At 58.3% G+C, this 16,128-nt stretch carries 15 protein-coding genes; 7 read left to right on the forward strand and 8 right to left on the reverse strand.

The genetic code is table 11. The features are described 5' to 3' along the window. Positions 1–9: 9 nt before the first annotated feature. The 7 genes from EKL29_RS03595 to EKL29_RS03625 all read right to left on the reverse strand — a co-directional run bounded on the left by EKL29_RS03595 (position 10) and on the right by EKL29_RS03625 (position 7,925). Positions 10–684: a hypothetical protein gene (locus tag EKL29_RS03595; protein WP_269949045.1), complete on the reverse strand. Its 675-nt coding sequence runs from the start codon at positions 682–684 to the stop codon at positions 10–12. Between the two features lie 191 nt (positions 685–875). After that, positions 876–1,445 carry an NTP transferase domain-containing protein gene (locus tag EKL29_RS03600; protein ID WP_126688865.1) on the reverse strand — a complete coding sequence of 190 codons (570 nt, stop codon included), beginning with the start codon at positions 1,443–1,445 and terminating at the stop codon, positions 876–878. After that, positions 1,442–2,458 carry an XdhC family protein gene (locus tag EKL29_RS03605; protein WP_126688866.1) on the reverse strand — a complete coding sequence of 339 codons (1,017 nt, stop codon included), beginning with the start codon at positions 2,456–2,458 and terminating at the stop codon, positions 1,442–1,444. Before EKL29_RS03605 ends, EKL29_RS03600 begins: the two co-directional genes overlap by 4 nt. A gap of 68 nt (positions 2,459–2,526) precedes the next feature. Beyond that, complete coding sequence (locus EKL29_RS03610; RefSeq protein ID WP_311778959.1) at positions 2,527–3,723, reverse strand: MFS transporter; 1,197 nt, start codon at positions 3,721–3,723, stop codon at positions 2,527–2,529. 149 nt (positions 3,724–3,872) lie between these two features. After that, positions 3,873–5,210: a cytochrome c gene (locus EKL29_RS03615; protein ID WP_126688867.1), complete on the reverse strand. Its 1,338-nt coding sequence runs from the start codon at positions 5,208–5,210 to the stop codon at positions 3,873–3,875. A gap of 25 nt (positions 5,211–5,235) precedes the next feature. Continuing rightward, positions 5,236–7,470, reverse strand: a complete 2,235-nt coding sequence (locus tag EKL29_RS03620) for a molybdopterin cofactor-binding domain-containing protein (protein WP_126688868.1) — start codon at positions 7,468–7,470, stop codon at positions 5,236–5,238. Then, entirely contained in the window at positions 7,467–7,925 is a 459-nt protein-coding gene (locus EKL29_RS03625; RefSeq protein ID WP_120452596.1) for a (2Fe-2S)-binding protein, read from the reverse strand. The genes EKL29_RS03620 and EKL29_RS03625 overlap by 4 nt, the downstream gene beginning before the upstream one ends. Before the next feature lie 252 nt (positions 7,926–8,177). Here EKL29_RS03625 and EKL29_RS03630 point away from each other — a divergent pair, with 252 nt between their 5' ends. Next, positions 8,178–9,056: a LysR family transcriptional regulator gene (locus tag EKL29_RS03630; RefSeq protein WP_205685209.1), complete on the forward strand. Its 879-nt coding sequence runs from the start codon at positions 8,178–8,180 to the stop codon at positions 9,054–9,056. 5 nt (positions 9,057–9,061) lie between these two features. Here the strand turns inward: EKL29_RS03630 and EKL29_RS03635 are convergent, their stop codons facing one another. After that, entirely contained in the window at positions 9,062–9,958 is an 897-nt protein-coding gene (locus tag EKL29_RS03635) for a LysR substrate-binding domain-containing protein (protein WP_120452601.1), read from the reverse strand. A gap of 196 nt (positions 9,959–10,154) precedes the next feature. On the opposite strand from EKL29_RS03635, the gene EKL29_RS03640 reads away from it, so the two are divergent. From EKL29_RS03640 to EKL29_RS03665, 6 genes are all read left to right on the forward strand, one after another. Continuing rightward, positions 10,155–10,904 carry an SDR family NAD(P)-dependent oxidoreductase gene (locus EKL29_RS03640; RefSeq protein ID WP_126688869.1) on the forward strand — a complete coding sequence of 250 codons (750 nt, stop codon included), beginning with the start codon at positions 10,155–10,157 and terminating at the stop codon, positions 10,902–10,904. Between the two features lie 54 nt (positions 10,905–10,958). After that, positions 10,959–12,257 carry an MFS transporter gene (locus tag EKL29_RS03645; RefSeq protein WP_126688870.1) on the forward strand — a complete coding sequence of 433 codons (1,299 nt, stop codon included), beginning with the start codon at positions 10,959–10,961 and terminating at the stop codon, positions 12,255–12,257. Between the two features lie 12 nt (positions 12,258–12,269). After that, positions 12,270–13,103, forward strand: coding sequence for a transketolase (locus EKL29_RS03650; RefSeq protein WP_126688871.1), 834 nt, complete (start codon positions 12,270–12,272; stop codon positions 13,101–13,103). Between the two features lies 1 nt (position 13,104). Further along, a complete protein-coding gene (locus EKL29_RS03655) occupies positions 13,105–14,121 on the forward strand; it encodes a transketolase family protein (protein WP_126688872.1) in 1,017 nt (338 codons plus the stop codon). Positions 14,122–14,322: 201 nt separating this feature from the next. Next, positions 14,323–15,393 (forward strand): ABC transporter substrate-binding protein, encoded by a 1,071-nt coding sequence (locus EKL29_RS03660; protein ID WP_120452611.1) that lies wholly within the window; start codon positions 14,323–14,325, stop codon positions 15,391–15,393. After that, positions 15,362–16,093 carry a substrate-binding domain-containing protein gene (locus EKL29_RS03665; RefSeq protein WP_120452893.1) on the forward strand — a complete coding sequence of 244 codons (732 nt, stop codon included), beginning with the start codon at positions 15,362–15,364 and terminating at the stop codon, positions 16,091–16,093. The genes EKL29_RS03660 and EKL29_RS03665 overlap by 32 nt, the downstream gene beginning before the upstream one ends. The last annotated feature ends 35 nt before the right edge of the window (positions 16,094–16,128 follow it).

A 16,128-nucleotide genomic window follows, 5' to 3' on the forward strand; every position in this document is an offset into this window, starting at 1 on the left:
ATACCCCTGTCACTTGTATAAAAAATGTGTGATCGTCCAGTCCTTTTCGCGAACTATGACCTCAAGCGTAAAGCGTTTATAGTAGTAATAACCTTTTCGGGATTTGTCTTCAACCAGGCGGTACATGTCCGTCTCGTAACGGAAAAGACCTGGGGTTTTTTGTGGGTCTGGCATCCTACGGCCATAGCGGATAGCTTTCTCCTGAATTTGTAAAGGCACATAGCGTCCGGGGTTATACATGTGTTTTGCTGCTGTTTCTGTCATTTTAAGATTACGGGCTGACAGGCCCATTTTTAACCGGGCACGCAGGAAAGAAACGGTGCTCTGGCTTAGTTTTACAGCAATGGCCGTTCTGGCTCCGCTTTGCAACAACGCTCTGCCTGCAAAGAAGATGCGGAAAACACCGGCTGCAAGTAACGCAATATCAAGTGGATCAATCAGCGGCAATTCAAGCGGAGCTTCTTCAAGCCTGACAAAAGTGCCATCGGTATCATAAATACGCCATAAGCCGGGAGCCTGTGAAACGGAATAACCAATGCACATCCCGCTTTCATCGTCGGTTATCGGTTTGGCGTTAGAGGGTAAAAATCGAGGACGGATTTCAAAAAATTCACCCGGAGGCAACCGGGACTGAAAGGTATAGTACCGACCGGGTTCTTCCCTGACTGCAAGTCCTGTTGTCATAAAATGATTCCTTCTGGTTAACCAGCCTCGTGGAATTTTATAACACTTTTTTTAGCACAACATCACCCTTTACACCGCCTGTCACCTGACCCTTAAACTGGTTTATATCAGATCGCCGGGAAGCGGCTATATCGCAGGCGGACTGAGTATTTAATCCCCCTTCTCAGCCGGAAAGCGTTCCGGCTGAGAGCTTACGGGGCGCGAAGAAAGCGCTGAAGATCTGAACGGGTATCAATATCCAGCACGCACCCCTTGTCCGCGAGTTTTACTGCCTGACACGGCGCGCGCTGTAGCAAAGCGCGTGCGCCCGTATCGCCTGACAGCGCTATAAGCGCAGGATAAAATGGGCGCTGAAAACCCACTGGATGGCCGGGCTCGCCATTCACTTCAGCACGAACCAGCGGCGCATGACGCAGCGCATCAGCAACGGCCAGTAAACTCTCAACTGTTAAAAACGGCATATCGCCCAGCGTAATCAGCCAGCCGTCATAATCCGCGCTGGCTTTAACGCCCGCTGCGATAGAGTCGCCGATGCCCTGGCTGTTGCAGATAACGGAACGGCCCGCGTTGATAAGCGCCGCTATTTCCGTCTCTTCAGGCCGCGTTACCACAAAGAGATCCAGTCCCGTAGCCGCGGCATGTTCCAGCGTGTGCTGCAAGACCGGCTTGCCGTTCAGCGAAGCCAGTAGCTTATGTTCGCCGCCGCTCTCTCTGAAGCGGCGGCTGAATCCGGCAGCCAGAACCAGAATGGCGATCCTCATATCAAACTTCCCTGCTCCCACGCCTGCTCAGCTAAAGACGCACTCGCCTCCACGCAGCCGTTCTTATAGCGCACAATATCCGCCAGAACGGACAGCGCGATCTCCGACGGCGTTTTACTGCCGATATCCAGCCCTACCGGCGCGTGAATACGGCTTATCTGCTCAGGCGCGACATCCCCATACTGGCCCAGCCGCTCTTTTCTTCTGAGGCTGTTCTTTTTCGATCCCATCGCGCCGATATAAAACGCAGGCAAATTCACCGCTTCCATCATGGTGAGATCGTCAATGCGCGGGTCGTGTGTGAGCGACAGGATCGCCGTACCGGCATGGCAACCTTCCCGCTCCAGATAAACAGCGGGAAACTGCTTAATCAGCGTGACGTTCGCATCCAGCGAAGCAGCCATATTCTGCAGCGCCTCTTCCCGATGTTCGCAAACAATGGTTTCGAAGCCGAGCGCGACGGCAAAATTCGCGCAAAAAACCGCTACGCTGGAAAGTCCGCCAATCACCAGTCTCGGCGCGGTAGAGAGCGTCAACGTTATCGCAGCCCCGTCGCGGTAAGTGAGCGTACTGTTGGTATAGGCGGCTGGCTCCAGCGCATGACAGGGATGCGGCAGAATAATCTTCTTTTTAACCGCCGTAGCGGCGACCAGCGCATCATACATTTTCTGCAGATAGCCACGGCTGGCTGCGCCGGGCGGCAGCTTTTCAACAAGAATATCCAGCACGCCGCCGCACGGAAGCGCCCTGTCCGGTTCAAAGCCCCCTTCGCCGTAGCGCACCACCTGACTGGACGCCGGGAACGCGTTTTGATTGATGCGCTCAATAAAACTGTCTTCAACGCAGCCGCCTGAAAGCGAACCGCAGTGATGCCCCTCTTTGCGGATGATCATCATCGCACCGGGCGGACGCGGCGAAGAACCGTAGGTAGAGAGTACCGTACAGAGCCATACCTCATGCGTGTCAACCCACTGCAATCCTGCGTTCAATACCTGCATATCAAGGTTGTGCATGACCTGATCTCTCCGGCTGTGATTAAGCCAGGGCGTGCCCTGGCGGTTAAATAGTCAACGATGCCCTGTTAACGCTGGGCATCCTGGTGAAGATAGTGTCGGTTTGCCAGCGCGGCAAACAGCGCCGACAGCATAAGCAGCACAACGCCCATAGCAAAAGGGCTCCACCAACCCACTGCATCGAACAGCTCGCCGCCCAGCGCCGCGCCTGCGGTTATCGCCAGCTGGATCACGGCAACCATCAGGCCGCCGCCCGCCTCTGCGCTTTCCGGCAGCGCGCGGCTCAGCCACAGCCCCCAGGCGACCGGCGCAGGCGTCGAAACCAGTCCCCATATCGCTAAAAGCGCGCCCGTTATCAGCAGTGAATGACCCTGCCAGATCAGCAGCGCGCCGAGGGTCGCCATCGCCAGCGGGATCAGAATCAGCCAGCGAAATAAGTGTCTCTTCAGCAGCCGGTCGACAGCCCAGGTGCCTGCCAGCCCGGCGGCGCCCAACAGCAGCAAAATAAACGAGAGCGCGCTGACGCTGGCTCCCGTTACCGACTCCATAAACGGGCGCAGATAGGTGAAAATAGCAAACTGTCCCATAAACAGCGCCAGAATCGCGGCCATTCCCGAGGCGACGTGCGGCAAGCGAAGCAGTCGCAAAGGGTTCGCGGTATGGTTATCTCCCTGCGCCGGCAGCGACGGAATAGCGCGCCACTGCCAGATAAACGCGGCGACAGCCAGCGGCACGACAATAAAAAATGCGCCGCGCCAGCCAATATACTGCCCGAGGAAACTTCCGAGCGGCGCGGCGACGGTGGCGGCCAGCGCATTGCCGCCGTTAATCAGCGCCAGCCCCTTCGCCACGGCATGAGGAGGCGCGAGGCGCATAACCGTCGCCGTCGACATCGACCAGAATCCGCCTATCGCCACGCCAAGCAGCGCGCGGCCGACAATAAAAATTAGTCCGTCTGGCGCGAATGTGACAGTCAGACCGGAAATTGTCAGTAAAAGCGTAAAGGTGCTCAGCACCTTCTTGCGGTCAAAGCGGCCGGTAAGCGGCGTATTAAGCAGACTGGTCAGCACGGCGAAAAACCCGCTCACGGAGATCGCCTGGCCTGCTTGTCCCTGGCTGATGCCCAGCTCCTGCGCCACGGGCGTCAGCAAGCTGACAGGCATAAATTCAGAGGCGATCAGCACCACGACGCCAAGCGCCATAGAGAAAATGGCGCCCCAGGCGGCAGAGTGACGCGATGCAGCGTGCGTAGTCATAGCGGTCATAAGAGAATCCATAAGTTTCAGGGCTATAAGATCCTACCCAAACTGCCGGATTGAATTAACCTGGATAAACCGGATGTAATTGTGAATTAAATTCAATAATGGCTGATGCGCGCTGCCGCAGCAGTCTGAACAGCGCGCATCAGCCCGCATCACCGCATCTGCAGAATAATGACGTTGCTGCTGGCAGGATCGGTATGCTGACGCATCTCTCCCACCGCTTTTGCCGTTGTCTGCGCGCCGCCGTTGCCCCAGGAGGAGCGAATATAATTAAGCACGTCCGCCGTCTCCTGGTCGGAAAGCTGTTTACGGTAGGGCGGCATCCGGTAAGCATCCGGAACACCGTCGGCAATAATGCGGGCTGATCCATTAAGCACGATATTGATCGCCGAAGAGGCCTCTACCTGCATAGAGGTCGCCCCAGCCAGCGGCGGGATCCAGGGCGCTTGTCCGCGACCGTCGGCGCCATGGCAGCTGCTGCAGCGCGCGTTAAAGGTCTGCTCGCCGGGAAGGCGGCTTGCGCCCTGTTCACTCTGCGCCGGGTAACGCCAGGCTTTACCGCTGTCGTTGCTGCCTGGCGGCAGCGACTTGAGATAGTGCGCGATGGCGCGCAGATCGTCGTCGCGCATAAACTGCGTTGAGTTGTTAAACGCATCGGCCATCGAGCCGAAAACCACGGCGTGCTGGTTGCGTCCCTTTTGCAGAAACGCTACCACGTCATCTTCGCTCCAGCGGCTGATGCCGCTGCCGACGTCGCCTCGCAGACTGGGCGCGTACCAGCCGTCAAGCAGTGCGCCCGCCAGATAGTCCGGGCTGGTTGCGTCCAGCGCTTTTTCGTTAAAGGCCAGACCGCGCGGCGTATGGCAACTGCCGCAGTGCCCCGGGCCTTCGACCAGGTAAGCGCCCCGGTTCCAGCGATCGTCGCGCTTCTCCACCGTCTGATAAGGCGCGCCAGCAGCGAATGCGGCGCGCCATAAGGCCAGCGGCCAGCGCATATTAAGCGGCCACGGGATTTCCGTCGGCTGGTTTTGCCGCGCGGCGGGCTGAACGCCATGCATCATAAAGGCATAAAGGGCGCGGATATCCTCGTCGTTCAGCTTTTGATAAGAAGGAAACGGCATCGCCGGATAGAGCCGATGCCCGTCGCGCGCTACGCCCTGACGTACCGCCCGATCAAAGTCAGCCAGCGAATAGCGGCCGATGCCGGTCTCTTTGTCAGGCGTAATGTTGGTGGTATAGATTTTTCCTGCCGGCGTCGCCATCGGCAGACCGCCGGAAAAGGGGGCGTTCTCTGGCGTGCTGTGGCAGGCGACGCAGTCGCTGAGTCTGGCGACATATTCGCCGCGCCGGATAAGATCGGGCGATGCGGCCGCCTCCGTCGAGGTCGCCTTATCGAAAGGCGACGCTGGCGTGCGCAGCGTCCACAGCAGCACGGCAGCCACGACGATCAGCGTTGCCGTCAGCAACAGGCAGAGCCTTTTTATAGTCATGATGTTTTCCCTAAAAATCGGCGGCTCAGGTAAAGTTGTAGCGTGAAAGCGGCATAGAGCGGATACGCTGGCCGGTCAGCCTGGAGACCGCATTTGCGACCGCAGGCGGCACGGCGGGCAGCGGCGGTTCGCCGATGCCGCCCATTTTTGCGCCGCTCTCGATAATGCGTACCTCGACCTGCGCCATGCGTGATGGCGGCAGAATGGGATAAAGGTCGTAGTTACGCGCGACCGGCTGGCCCTTTTCAAACAGGCTCTCTTCCAGCAGAACCTGCGATAACCCCAGCGCGACCGCACTGTTGACCTGCGCCTCGACGATGGCCGGATTGACGATGCTGCCGGGATCGATCGCCTCCCAGACCCGATGCACCCTGACCTGCCCGTTCTCAATCGAAACTTCCGCTATCGCAGCCGCTTCGGTGCCGAACGGCGACGCCATCGCCACGCCCCGGGCGCGTCGGCTGCCATCGTCGGCGGTATAGGGGCCCGGTTTCCAGCCGCCCGACAGCTCTGCTACCGCTTCCAGCAGCGTCGTCAGGCGCGGATTGCCTTTCAGCAGGCGCAGCCGCAGCTCATAGGGATCTACCTTGCCTTTATCCGCAATCTCATCAAGGAAGCTCTCATAGAGAAAATCGTTCATCGAATTGCCGACGGAACGCCAGTAGCCCAGTTTCACCGGCCCTTTTTTATAGATCTGCGCGATGCGCACATGAGGAATATCATAGGCTTTGCCGGTCAGGCCCTCGGTGGCGGTCGGATCGAGCTTATCGCCCTGCTTACCTGAGATGCCTTCGGTCGGGCCTTCGCAGATGCTGACCGCTTCCAGCGCCAGCGGATATCCCTCGTCATCCAGCCCGGCGCGGAAGCGCACCGCCGCCATCGGGCGACGGGTGTCGCGCAGGAACTCCTCTTCACGGCTCCAGATCAGCTTGATCGGGCGGCCTGTCGCTTTCGCCAGTTCAATCGCCTGCGGCCACGCCATCGCGCCGTCGTAAACAAAGTGACGGCCGAAAAAGCCGCCCAGCAACGGCGAATGGATCATAATGTTATCGGCGGCCAGCCCGGTGCGTTTTGCTACCTCGCCCTGAAACATCTCCGGCGCCTGATTAGGGATCCAGAGATCCAGCGTGCCGTTATCGTTAAAGCGCGCCAGCGCCGAAGGCGGCTCCAGCTGGGCATGGTTAAGGTACTGGCTGTGGTAGGTGGCGCTTATCGTGGTTTTGGCCGCAGACAGGCCCGTTGCCAGATCGCCTTTGACCTCAGCCTCTTTGCCCTCGCCCGGTTCGTTAGCCAGCGTTTGCGCAAAATCGTCGGAGGAGAAATCCGCCGACATCGCATCAGCGTCTGTCGCAGCCTGCCAGTCTACCTGCAATGCCTCAACGGCGCGTTTCGCCTGCCACCAACGCTCGGCGACCACCGCCACTGCGCCTGATAACCGGTGAACCGAGTGCACGCCCTTCATGGCCTTAACCTGCTCCGCGTTGCGTAGCTCACCGGCCTCCATTCCCAGGCGCGGCGCGTGCTGTACCGCCGCGTGCAGCATATTGTCGACGCGGCAGTCGATGGTGTAGATGGCCTGCCCGGTCGATTTCTCATAAACATCGACGCGCTTAACGGGTTTGCCGATCCAGCGAAACTGAGCAGGATCTTTTAAGACGACGGAATCAGCGGGCGGAACCGGCAGATCGTGTGCGCGGCTGGCAAGCTCGCCGTAAGTCAGCGTACGCCCTGAGGCGTCGTGCACGACTTTTCCAGGCTCGGTGCGCAGCGCCGCAATCGGCACGCCCAGCGATTCTGCCGCCGCCTGCAACAGCATCTGACGCGCCAGCGCGCCGAGGCGGCGCATCGTCGCGTAGCTGGTTCGCACCGACTGGCTGCCGCCGGTAATGCGCATGCCGCTATCCATCACCTTGTACTGTTCGCCAGCCGGGGCATTCTCTACCAGGAACGTGGCGGGATCGGCATCCAGCTCTTCACCGACGATCTGCGCCATAGCAGTAAAAATGCCCTGTCCGCCTTCGATAAACGGCGACAGAAAACGCACGCTGCCGTCTGGCCGGATTTCAAGAAACGCCGGGACGCGCGTACCGGGCGGCAGCGTCTGTTCAGCCGCCTGCGCGCGAGCCTGCCCCACAGGCAGACCAATCCCCAGCACGAACGCGCCTGCTACGCTGCCCGAGGCGAGCAAAAATCGGCGGCGCGACAAACTGACAGGTTCATCCCCGAAGGCAATATCTGGTGCGCTGGAAGAGGCTTTCACGGTTGGTCTCCCTGACTCGCTACCTCGTGGATGGCTGCGCTGATGGCGTTATAGGTGCCGCAGCGGCAGAGATTCACCATCGCCGCCGCAATCTCCTGGTCGGTTGGGCGCGCGTTCTGCTTTAGCAGCGCAGTCGCCGCCATCACCTGACCAGACTGGCAATAGCCGCACTGCGGTACCTGATGCTTCACCCAGGCCTGTACGACGCGTTTGCCCGTATCATCCGCTTCGATCGCCTCGATAGTGGTGATCTGCTTACCGGCGACCTTATCAATCGGGGTGACGCAGGATCGCGCTATCTTTCCGTCGATCATGACCGAGCAGGCGCCGCACTGCGCCAGACCGCAGCCATATTTTGTCCCGGTCATGCCCAGGTCGTCGCGCAACACCCATAATAACGGCGTGTCGCCTTCGGCATCGACCTGTAGGGTTTTATTGTTAATTTGAATTTCCATAGAGCTCCGGCCTTAATGGCTATCGATTTCACTCTATCCTTACAGAGAAGAGTGGAATGATTAACCTGCCGACGCCGCATACGCTGCTGAATAAAATTTAGTAATTAACTAAACGCCCACGCAGAGGCTTTTTCTGGGCATGGCGGGTTTTAATGATCTGTGCGATTGAGTAAATGCGATTGGATTCGCCCGCCTCAATAAGATAATTTTCCACTCTCTGTGAATTAAAATCATTAATAAGGTATGGATAAGATGAATGATATTCAGGCGTTTATTGCTGTGGCGAGGGAGCAGAGCTTTACCAAAGCAGCGGCAGGCCTGGGGGTGAGTCCTTCCGCACTCAGCCATACTATCCGTAATCTGGAAGAGCGCATCGGCGTGCGCCTGCTGGCGCGCACCACGCGTAATGTCGCGCCAACGGAAGCGGGCGAACGTTTGTTGCAGTCGGTTGCGCCGCTGTTTGAACAGATTAATAGCGAAATTGCCCGCATTGGCGAATTACGTGATACTCCTGCCGGCAATATACGCATTACCTGTTCCGACGATGCCGCCGAAAGCCTGCTTCGTCCTGCGCTGCCCGCTTTTTTTGCCAGATATCCTGATATCAGCGTGGAAATTTGTATCGACTACGGTTTTACCAATATTGTCACGGAGCGTTTTGACGCCGGCATTCGACTGGGTGAATCGATCAGCCGCGATATGATTGCGGTTCGACTGGGTCCAGACTGGCGGCTGGCGGTGGTCGGCACGCCCGACTATTTTCAGACGCATCCTGTTCCCGTTATTCCGCAGGATCTGACGGCGCATCGCTGTATTAATATCCGGCACTCGGTCGGCGGCAGCGTCTACGCCTGGGAATTTGAAAAGGACGATCGCAAATTAAATATCCGGGTAAATGGCCCGCTGCTATCCAACAGTATTATTCACGTCATGAACGGCGCGCTGGACGGCATCGGCCTGGCCTATGTGCCGGAGCAGATGGCGCGGCCTCATATTGAAGCAGGCCGTCTGATTGAAGTGCTCGCCGACTGGAGTCCGACATTCGAAGGGTTTCACCTCTACTATCCTAACCGACGGAACACCTCCTCCGCCTTCGCCGCTTTTGTGGAAGCCGTCAGATACCGCGGCTAGCCCGCTTATTCGCTCAGCTGCGCCTGAATCCACTGCAGAAAGTCACTCACGCGCGGAAACTGCGCATAGCCGCGCGGATAAACCAGGTGATGGGCGCTGACCGGCAAACTCAGGGCAGCGTCAAATACCGTTACCAGTTTGCCGCTGCGTAGATAATCAGCGGCCAGCAGTTCGCTTTCAAAGATAAGCCCATGACCGAGCATTGCGGCTTCAAGGCTCATATAAGAGCGATCGAAGCGAAACAGCCACTCTCTGGCGGGCTGCGGCAATTGCTGCGTGGCGAACCACTGCGGCCACTGAATAAGCGGCGACTCGGAAAGGATCAGCGCGTGGTTGTTTAATTCGGCGGGTTCGCGCAGCGGATATTTTTCCAGATAAGCGGGCGATGCCAGCACCGACATTTTTTCATGGCGAATGGTTTTTATTTCAAATGCCTTCCATTCAGGAAACCCATGGCGCACCGCAATATCGATATTATCGCGGCTAAAAGAGAGATTTTCATAAGAACAGGAGAGCGTAACCTGTATTTCCGGGTGCGCCTCGCGAAATTTATGAAGACGCGGCAGCAGCCATAACAGCCCAAAACTGGGTGCGCAGTGAATACGCAGCGCGCTGCGATCTTTCTCATTACGCAGACGCGCCGTCGCCTGCGTCAGCCCCAGGATCAGCGGTCGAATCTCCTCTAAATAACGCTCTCCCGCCAGAGTTAATACCACGCCTTTTGCCGAGCGGTGAAATAAAATTGAGCCCAGCTCTTTCTCCAGTTTCGCCAGCTGGTGGCTCGCCGCTGATGCCGTGATATTTAATTTTTCCGCCGCCCGGGCCACATTTCCGTTTTGCGCCACCTCTTCAAATACGCGCAGCGATTTTAAAGAAGGAAGCTGACTGACAGGTTTTTCCATAAACATTCCCGCTCACGTTTTTGTGATTTATATCCGTTTTAAAAAATAAAAAATGTTAACTGCATCAAACCAACAATTTCATTCAGCATCAAATGAATTTTTTTGCATTGCCAACGTTGTCGCCTTTTCTAATGCTGAGGATGAACCCTACCGGTAGCGATACCGAACCTTATAAAAAAAGAAACTGGAGTTATTTATGTTGCTGAAAGAAAAAGTTGCGATTATTACCGGCGCCGCGTCTCAGCGCGGTATTGGACGTGCAACGGCCGCCTGCTTCGCCCGCCACGGCGCGCGCGTCGTGGTGCTGGATCTGGATGAAACCGCGGCGCAGCGCACCGCGCTGGCGCTGGGATCCGGGCACCTGGGCCTCGCCGCCAACGTCACCGACAGTGATGCTATTCGGCGCGCTATCGCTCAGGTGATGCAGGCATATGGCCGCATTGACGTGCTGGTCAATAACGCGGGCATTACGCAACCGGTTAAAACGCTGGAGATCGGCATCGAGGATTACAACCGCATCCTCGATGTTAACCTGCGCGGCACGCTGCTGATGTCGCAGGCGGTGATCCCCATTATGCAGCGTCAGGGCGGCGGCAGTATTGTCTGTCTGTCATCGGTATCGGCGCAGCGCGGCGGTGGTATCTTTGGCGGCCCGCACTACAGCGCGGCTAAGGCGGGCGTGCTCGGCCTGGCAAAAGCGATGGCGCGCGAGTTCGGCCCGGATCAGATCCGCGTCAACGCGCTGACGCCAGGTCTGATCCAGACCGATATCACCGGCGGGCTACTGCATGACGAACGTCGCCACGCCATTATTGACGGTATCCCGCTTGGACGCCTCGGCGAGGCAGACGATGTGGCCAACGCCGCGCTGTTTCTCGCCAGCGATCTCTCCAGCTACCTCACCGGCATCACCTTAGACGTGAACGGCGGCATGCTGATCCACTGATCGGCCCCCTTTTCGCCAGCAGCCCGGCTGCTGGTCACTCCCGGAGTGATTATTATGACAACGCTGAATATCAGTGCGGCTGTCGCTGCGCGCGACGGCGCCTACCGAAAAATCGCCTGGCGTCTGATGCCGTTTTTAATGTTGTGTTACCTCTGCGCCTATCTGGATCGCGTCAACGTCGGCTTTGCCAAGCTGCAGATGATGGACGATCTCGCGCTGAGCGAAACGGTCTATGGACTGGGCGCCGGGATCTTTTTCCTGGGGTATTTTATCTTTGAGGTGCCCAGCAACCTGATCCTGCACCGCGTCGGCGCTCGCCGCTGGGTTACCCGCATTATGATCACCTGGGGCCTGATCTCCGGCGCCTTCGTCTTTGTCGAGACAGCCTGGCAGTTCTACCTGCTGCGCTTCCTGCTTGGCGTGGCGGAAGCTGGCCTGGCCCCGGGTTTGCTGCTCTATCTCACCTGGTGGTTCCCTGCCCAACGACGGGCGCGCATGACGGTGCTCTGGTTCGTCGCGATTCCGCTCTCCGGCATGATCGGCGGCCCGCTCTCGGGCTGGATAATGGAGACCTTCGCCGGATCGCGCGGCTGGGCGGGATGGCAATGGATGTTCATGCTGGAAGCGATCCCGACGATCCTGATGGGATTCGTCGTGCTGGTGGTGCTCAAAGATCGCGTTGAACAGGCGAAATGGCTCGACGAAAGCGAAAAAAACATGGTGCGCGCCGATCTGGAGGAAGATAACCAGCAAAAGTCGCACCACGGCACCATTAAGGCTTTCGTGGCGGACAAGCGGCTCTGGACGCTGGCGGCTATCTATTTTTGCGTGGTGATGGGTCAGTACGCCCTGACCTTCTGGCTGCCGACGCTGGTAAGAAACGCTGGCATCCGCGAACCGCTGCATATTGGCCTGCTTACCAGTCTGCCCTATCTGTGCGCCATCGTTTTTATGCTGATAGCGGGCCGCAGCGGCGATCGTCATCGCGAGCGCCGCTGGCACCTTATCATTCCGATGCTGCTTGGCATGGCGGGCCTGACGCTGGCAACCCTGCTGGGCCATAGCGTTGCGCTGTCGCTCTCCTTCCTCTGCGTTGCGGCGGCAGGCATTCTCTCCGCCTCGTCGCTGTTCTGGATGCTGCCAACCAATTTGCTGGGCGGCGTTTCTGCCGCGGCCGGTATTGCGGCAGTGAACTGCATCGCCAATCTCGCCGGATTCTTTTCGCCCTGGCTTATCGGCGCGATTACCACGCTGACCGGTTCGCCCGCCTCAGGCATGTACTTTATCGCTGCGGTTCTGCTGCTGGGTGCGCTCTGCGTGCTGCGCATCCGGGCAGCGGACGTTAATCGTTAATCAGGAGGTTCTATGCATACTGAAACTTCGCCGCTGACGCTACGCCAGCGCGCCGCCCGTATTCGACGCCATGCGCTGCTGATGGGCCAGGTTCAGGGCCAGGGCTATATCGGCCAGGCCCTTGGCGCTGCCGATCTGCTCGCCGTTAGCTATTTCCATGCGCTGAACTATCGCGCCGCCGATCCCCAATGGGAAGGCCGCGATCGGTTTTATCTCTCAATTGGTCATTATGCTATCGCGCTTTACGCGGCGCTGCTGGAGGCGGGCGTTATCCCTGAAGCGGAGCGCGAAACTTACGGCAGCGACGAGAGTCGCCTGCCGATGTCCGGCATGGCGGCTTATACGCCCGGCATGGAGATTACCGGCGGCTCGCTGGGACATGGATTGGGTATTGCGGTTGGCACCTGTCTCGGGCTAAAGCGGAAAGGATCGTCATCGCGGGTTTATAATCTGCTATCCGACGGCGAAATGAACGAGGGATCAACCTGGGAAGCGGCAATGTCGGCGTCGCACTGGCAGCTGGATAATCTGATCGCCATTATCGACATTAATAACCAGCAGGCGGATGGCCACAGCAGCGAGATCCTGGCGTTTGAGCCGGTTGAGGCGCGCTGGCAGGCTTTCGGCTGGTATACGCAGCGGGTGGACGGCAACGACATCGATGCACTGGTCGTCGCTTTTGATGCCGCGCGCAACTGGCCGCAGGCGCAGCCACGCGTGATTATTTGCGATACCCGAATGGGCAAAGGCGTGCCTTTCCTTGAAACCCGGGAAAAGACCCACTTTATTCGCGTTGAGGCCGATGAATGGGATAAAGCCCTTACCGCGCTGGAACAGGGAGAATAAGATGAATACTTCTGCGTTAAAAAAACGGCTGACCACCTCGGCGATGATCGCCTCGATTGCCGCTGAGGGCCAGCCCACGGAATCCGCGCCCTTTGGCCACGCGCTGGTCAGCCTGGCGCGTCAGCGTCAGGATATCGTCGGGTTAACCGCCGATCTGAGCAAATATACCGATCTGCATCTTTTCGCCGAGGCTTTTCCCGATCGTTTCTTTCAGATGGGAATGGCGGAGCAGCTGCTGATGAGCGCCGCTGCCGGTATGGCGCGCGAAGGCTTTACGCCCTTTGTGACAACCTATGCGGTGTTTGCTTCGCGCCGCGCCTATGACTTTATCTGTATGGCGATAGCCGAAGAGAACCTTAATGTAAAAATCGCCTGCGCCCTGCCTGGCCTGACGACCGGCTACGGCCCAAGCCATCAGGCGACGGAAGATCTGGCGATATTTCGCGGTATGCCCAACCTGACGATTATCGATCCCTGCGATTCACGGGAAATCAGCCAGGTGGTGCCCGCTATCGCCGAACATCAGGGGCCGGTCTATATGCGCCTGCTGCGCGGCAAAGTCCCGCTGGTGCTGGATAAGTATGACTACCGCTATCAGCACGGCAAAGCGCAGCGCCTGCGTTCGGGCAAACATGCGGTGATTATCAGCAGCGGCTTAATGACGATGCGCGCGCTGGAGGCGGCGGAACGGCTGGAAAGTCGCGGCATCGACGTGGGCGTGGTGCACTCCCCAGTGATTAAACCGCTGGATGAGGCGACCATACTGCGCGAGGCTGGCGAAGCGGCCAGCGCGGGACGGCTGGTGATTACGGCGGAAAACCACTCGATTACCGGCGGCCTGGGCGAAGCCATTGCGGCATCGCTGCTGCGCCACGGCGTAACGCCTGGCTTCCGTCAGATCGCCCTGCCCGATGCCTTTCTGGCCGCGGGCGCGCTGCCGACGCTGCACGACCGCTACGGTATTTCCACCGAGGCGATGGTGACGCAGATTACGGCCTGGCTGGAGCATGGTCTTTAAGCGAAATATCATCCGGAAACGCAGGGCTTCCGGATAGATTAGCGAACCGGCGCTTTCACTCTGGAGACTTATGATGTGTTAGCGCTTGGGCTGACGGTTTAATCAAACTTCAAATGTATGATGTAACTAATATGGATTGTTCTGTTCATCACTCAGCCTGACGCTATATACTCCACGACATATCGCTTTGTGGAGCCCATTATGTCCCGCTTTTTGCGTCATTCTCTCATTGCTGGCCTGCTCACGCTGAGCGCGTTTAACAGCCAGGCAAGCCGCGTGATTACCGATCAGCTTGGTCGTCAGGTCACCCTGCCCGATCGCGTTGATCGCGTCGTCGTGTTGCAGCATCAGACGCTGAATCTGCTGGTTCAGCTTAACGCCACCGACAAAATTGTTGGCATCCTCGCTAACTGGAAACAGCAGCTTGGCGACAGCTATGCGCAACTGGTGCCGGAACTGACGCATAAAGCGATGCTCGGCGACCTCACCCACGTTGATGTGGAAAGCCTGGTGGCGCTGCACCCGCAGGCGGTATTTGTCACCAACTACGCCCCGCAGGAGATGATTGATAAAATTTCCGCGCTGGGCATCCCGGTTATCGCGATTTCTTTGCGCCACGATGACCCTGGCCAGCAGGGAAAGATAAACCCCGGTATGCAGAATGAAGAACGGGCCTATAACCTCGGATTGAAAGAAGGCATCACGCTGATCGGCGAGGTGGTTAATAAGCCGCAAGAGGCGAAAGCCCTGATTGACGCCGCTTTCGCCGGCCGCAAGCTGGTCAGCGACCGCCTGGGCTCCCTGCCCCAGCAACAGCGGGTACGCGCCTATATGGCAAACCCGTCGCTCACCACCTACGGCTCTGGTAAATATACGGGCCTGATGATGGCCCATGCCGGTGCCTTAAACGTTGCTGCTGCGACCGTACAGGGATTTAAGCAGGTCAGCATGGAGCAGGTTATCGCCTGGAATCCGCAGGTAATTTTTGTGCAGGACCGCTACCCTGAGGTCGTCAATGATATCAACCAGGATGCGCAGTGGCAGTCCATTGACGCAGTGAAAAACCATCGCGTCTGGCTGATGCCTGCCTACGCTAAGGCATGGGGTTATCCCATGCCGGAGGCGACAGGTCTGGGCGAGCTGTGGATGGCGAAAAAGCTCTACCCGGAAAAATTCCGCGATATTGACATGCAACAGCAGGCCGATCGCTGGTATCAGCGCTTCTACCGCACCCATTATGTTGACGATGCTGCGCGTACTGGCAGCCGGTAGTTTGCGGCCCGTCTGGCCGGAGCTGATGACGGCTTTTAACGCGCAAAGCGGCCTCGCGGCTGAAACGCTATTCGGCCCTGCCGGGCTGCTGCGTGAGCGTATTGAGCGGGGCGAGCCGTGCGCCCTTTTCGCCTCCGCCAGCCTGGCGCATGCGGATGCGCTGGTACGGCAAGGCGTGGCGAGTGAAAGCCGGGTTTTTACCGCCAACCGCCTCTGTCTGACCGCCAGATCCGAGGTGGTGGATGCTGCGGATACCTGGCTTACTCTGCTGCAGCGCCCGGAACTGCGGCTGGCGACCTCAACGCCGCTCAGCGATCCTTCAGGCGATTACACCTGGCAGATGTTTGCCGCGCTCGAGAGGCGTTATCCAGGTTTGGGGGACAATCTTCGCCAGCGCGCGCAGATGCTGGCAGGCGGTGCCGACAGCCTCCCGTTGCCCGCAGGCGCGCTGGCCGCGCACTGGCTGTTGAGCAATAATGAGGCCGATCTCTTTATTGGCTACGCCAGCTATGCGCCGCGCCTGGCGACGTTCCCTGCCCTCAGGGTGTTCAACATTCCTGCCGCGGACAACGTTTTTGCGCGCTATGGCTATGCGGTCTGTCAGCCATCAGCCCAGCCGCTGGCGCGTTTTCTGCACTCGGCAACGGCGCAGACGATACTGCAGCGGTATGGTTTTTTGCTGCCTGAGCCACAGAGTTAAGCGTCAGGGTTGTGTTTTAGCCGCTGCGACGCGAT

The sequence above is a fragment of the Pantoea sp. YU22 genome, assembly GCF_003970755.1.
Lineage (GTDB): Bacteria > Pseudomonadota > Gammaproteobacteria > Enterobacterales > Enterobacteriaceae > Pantoea > Pantoea piersonii.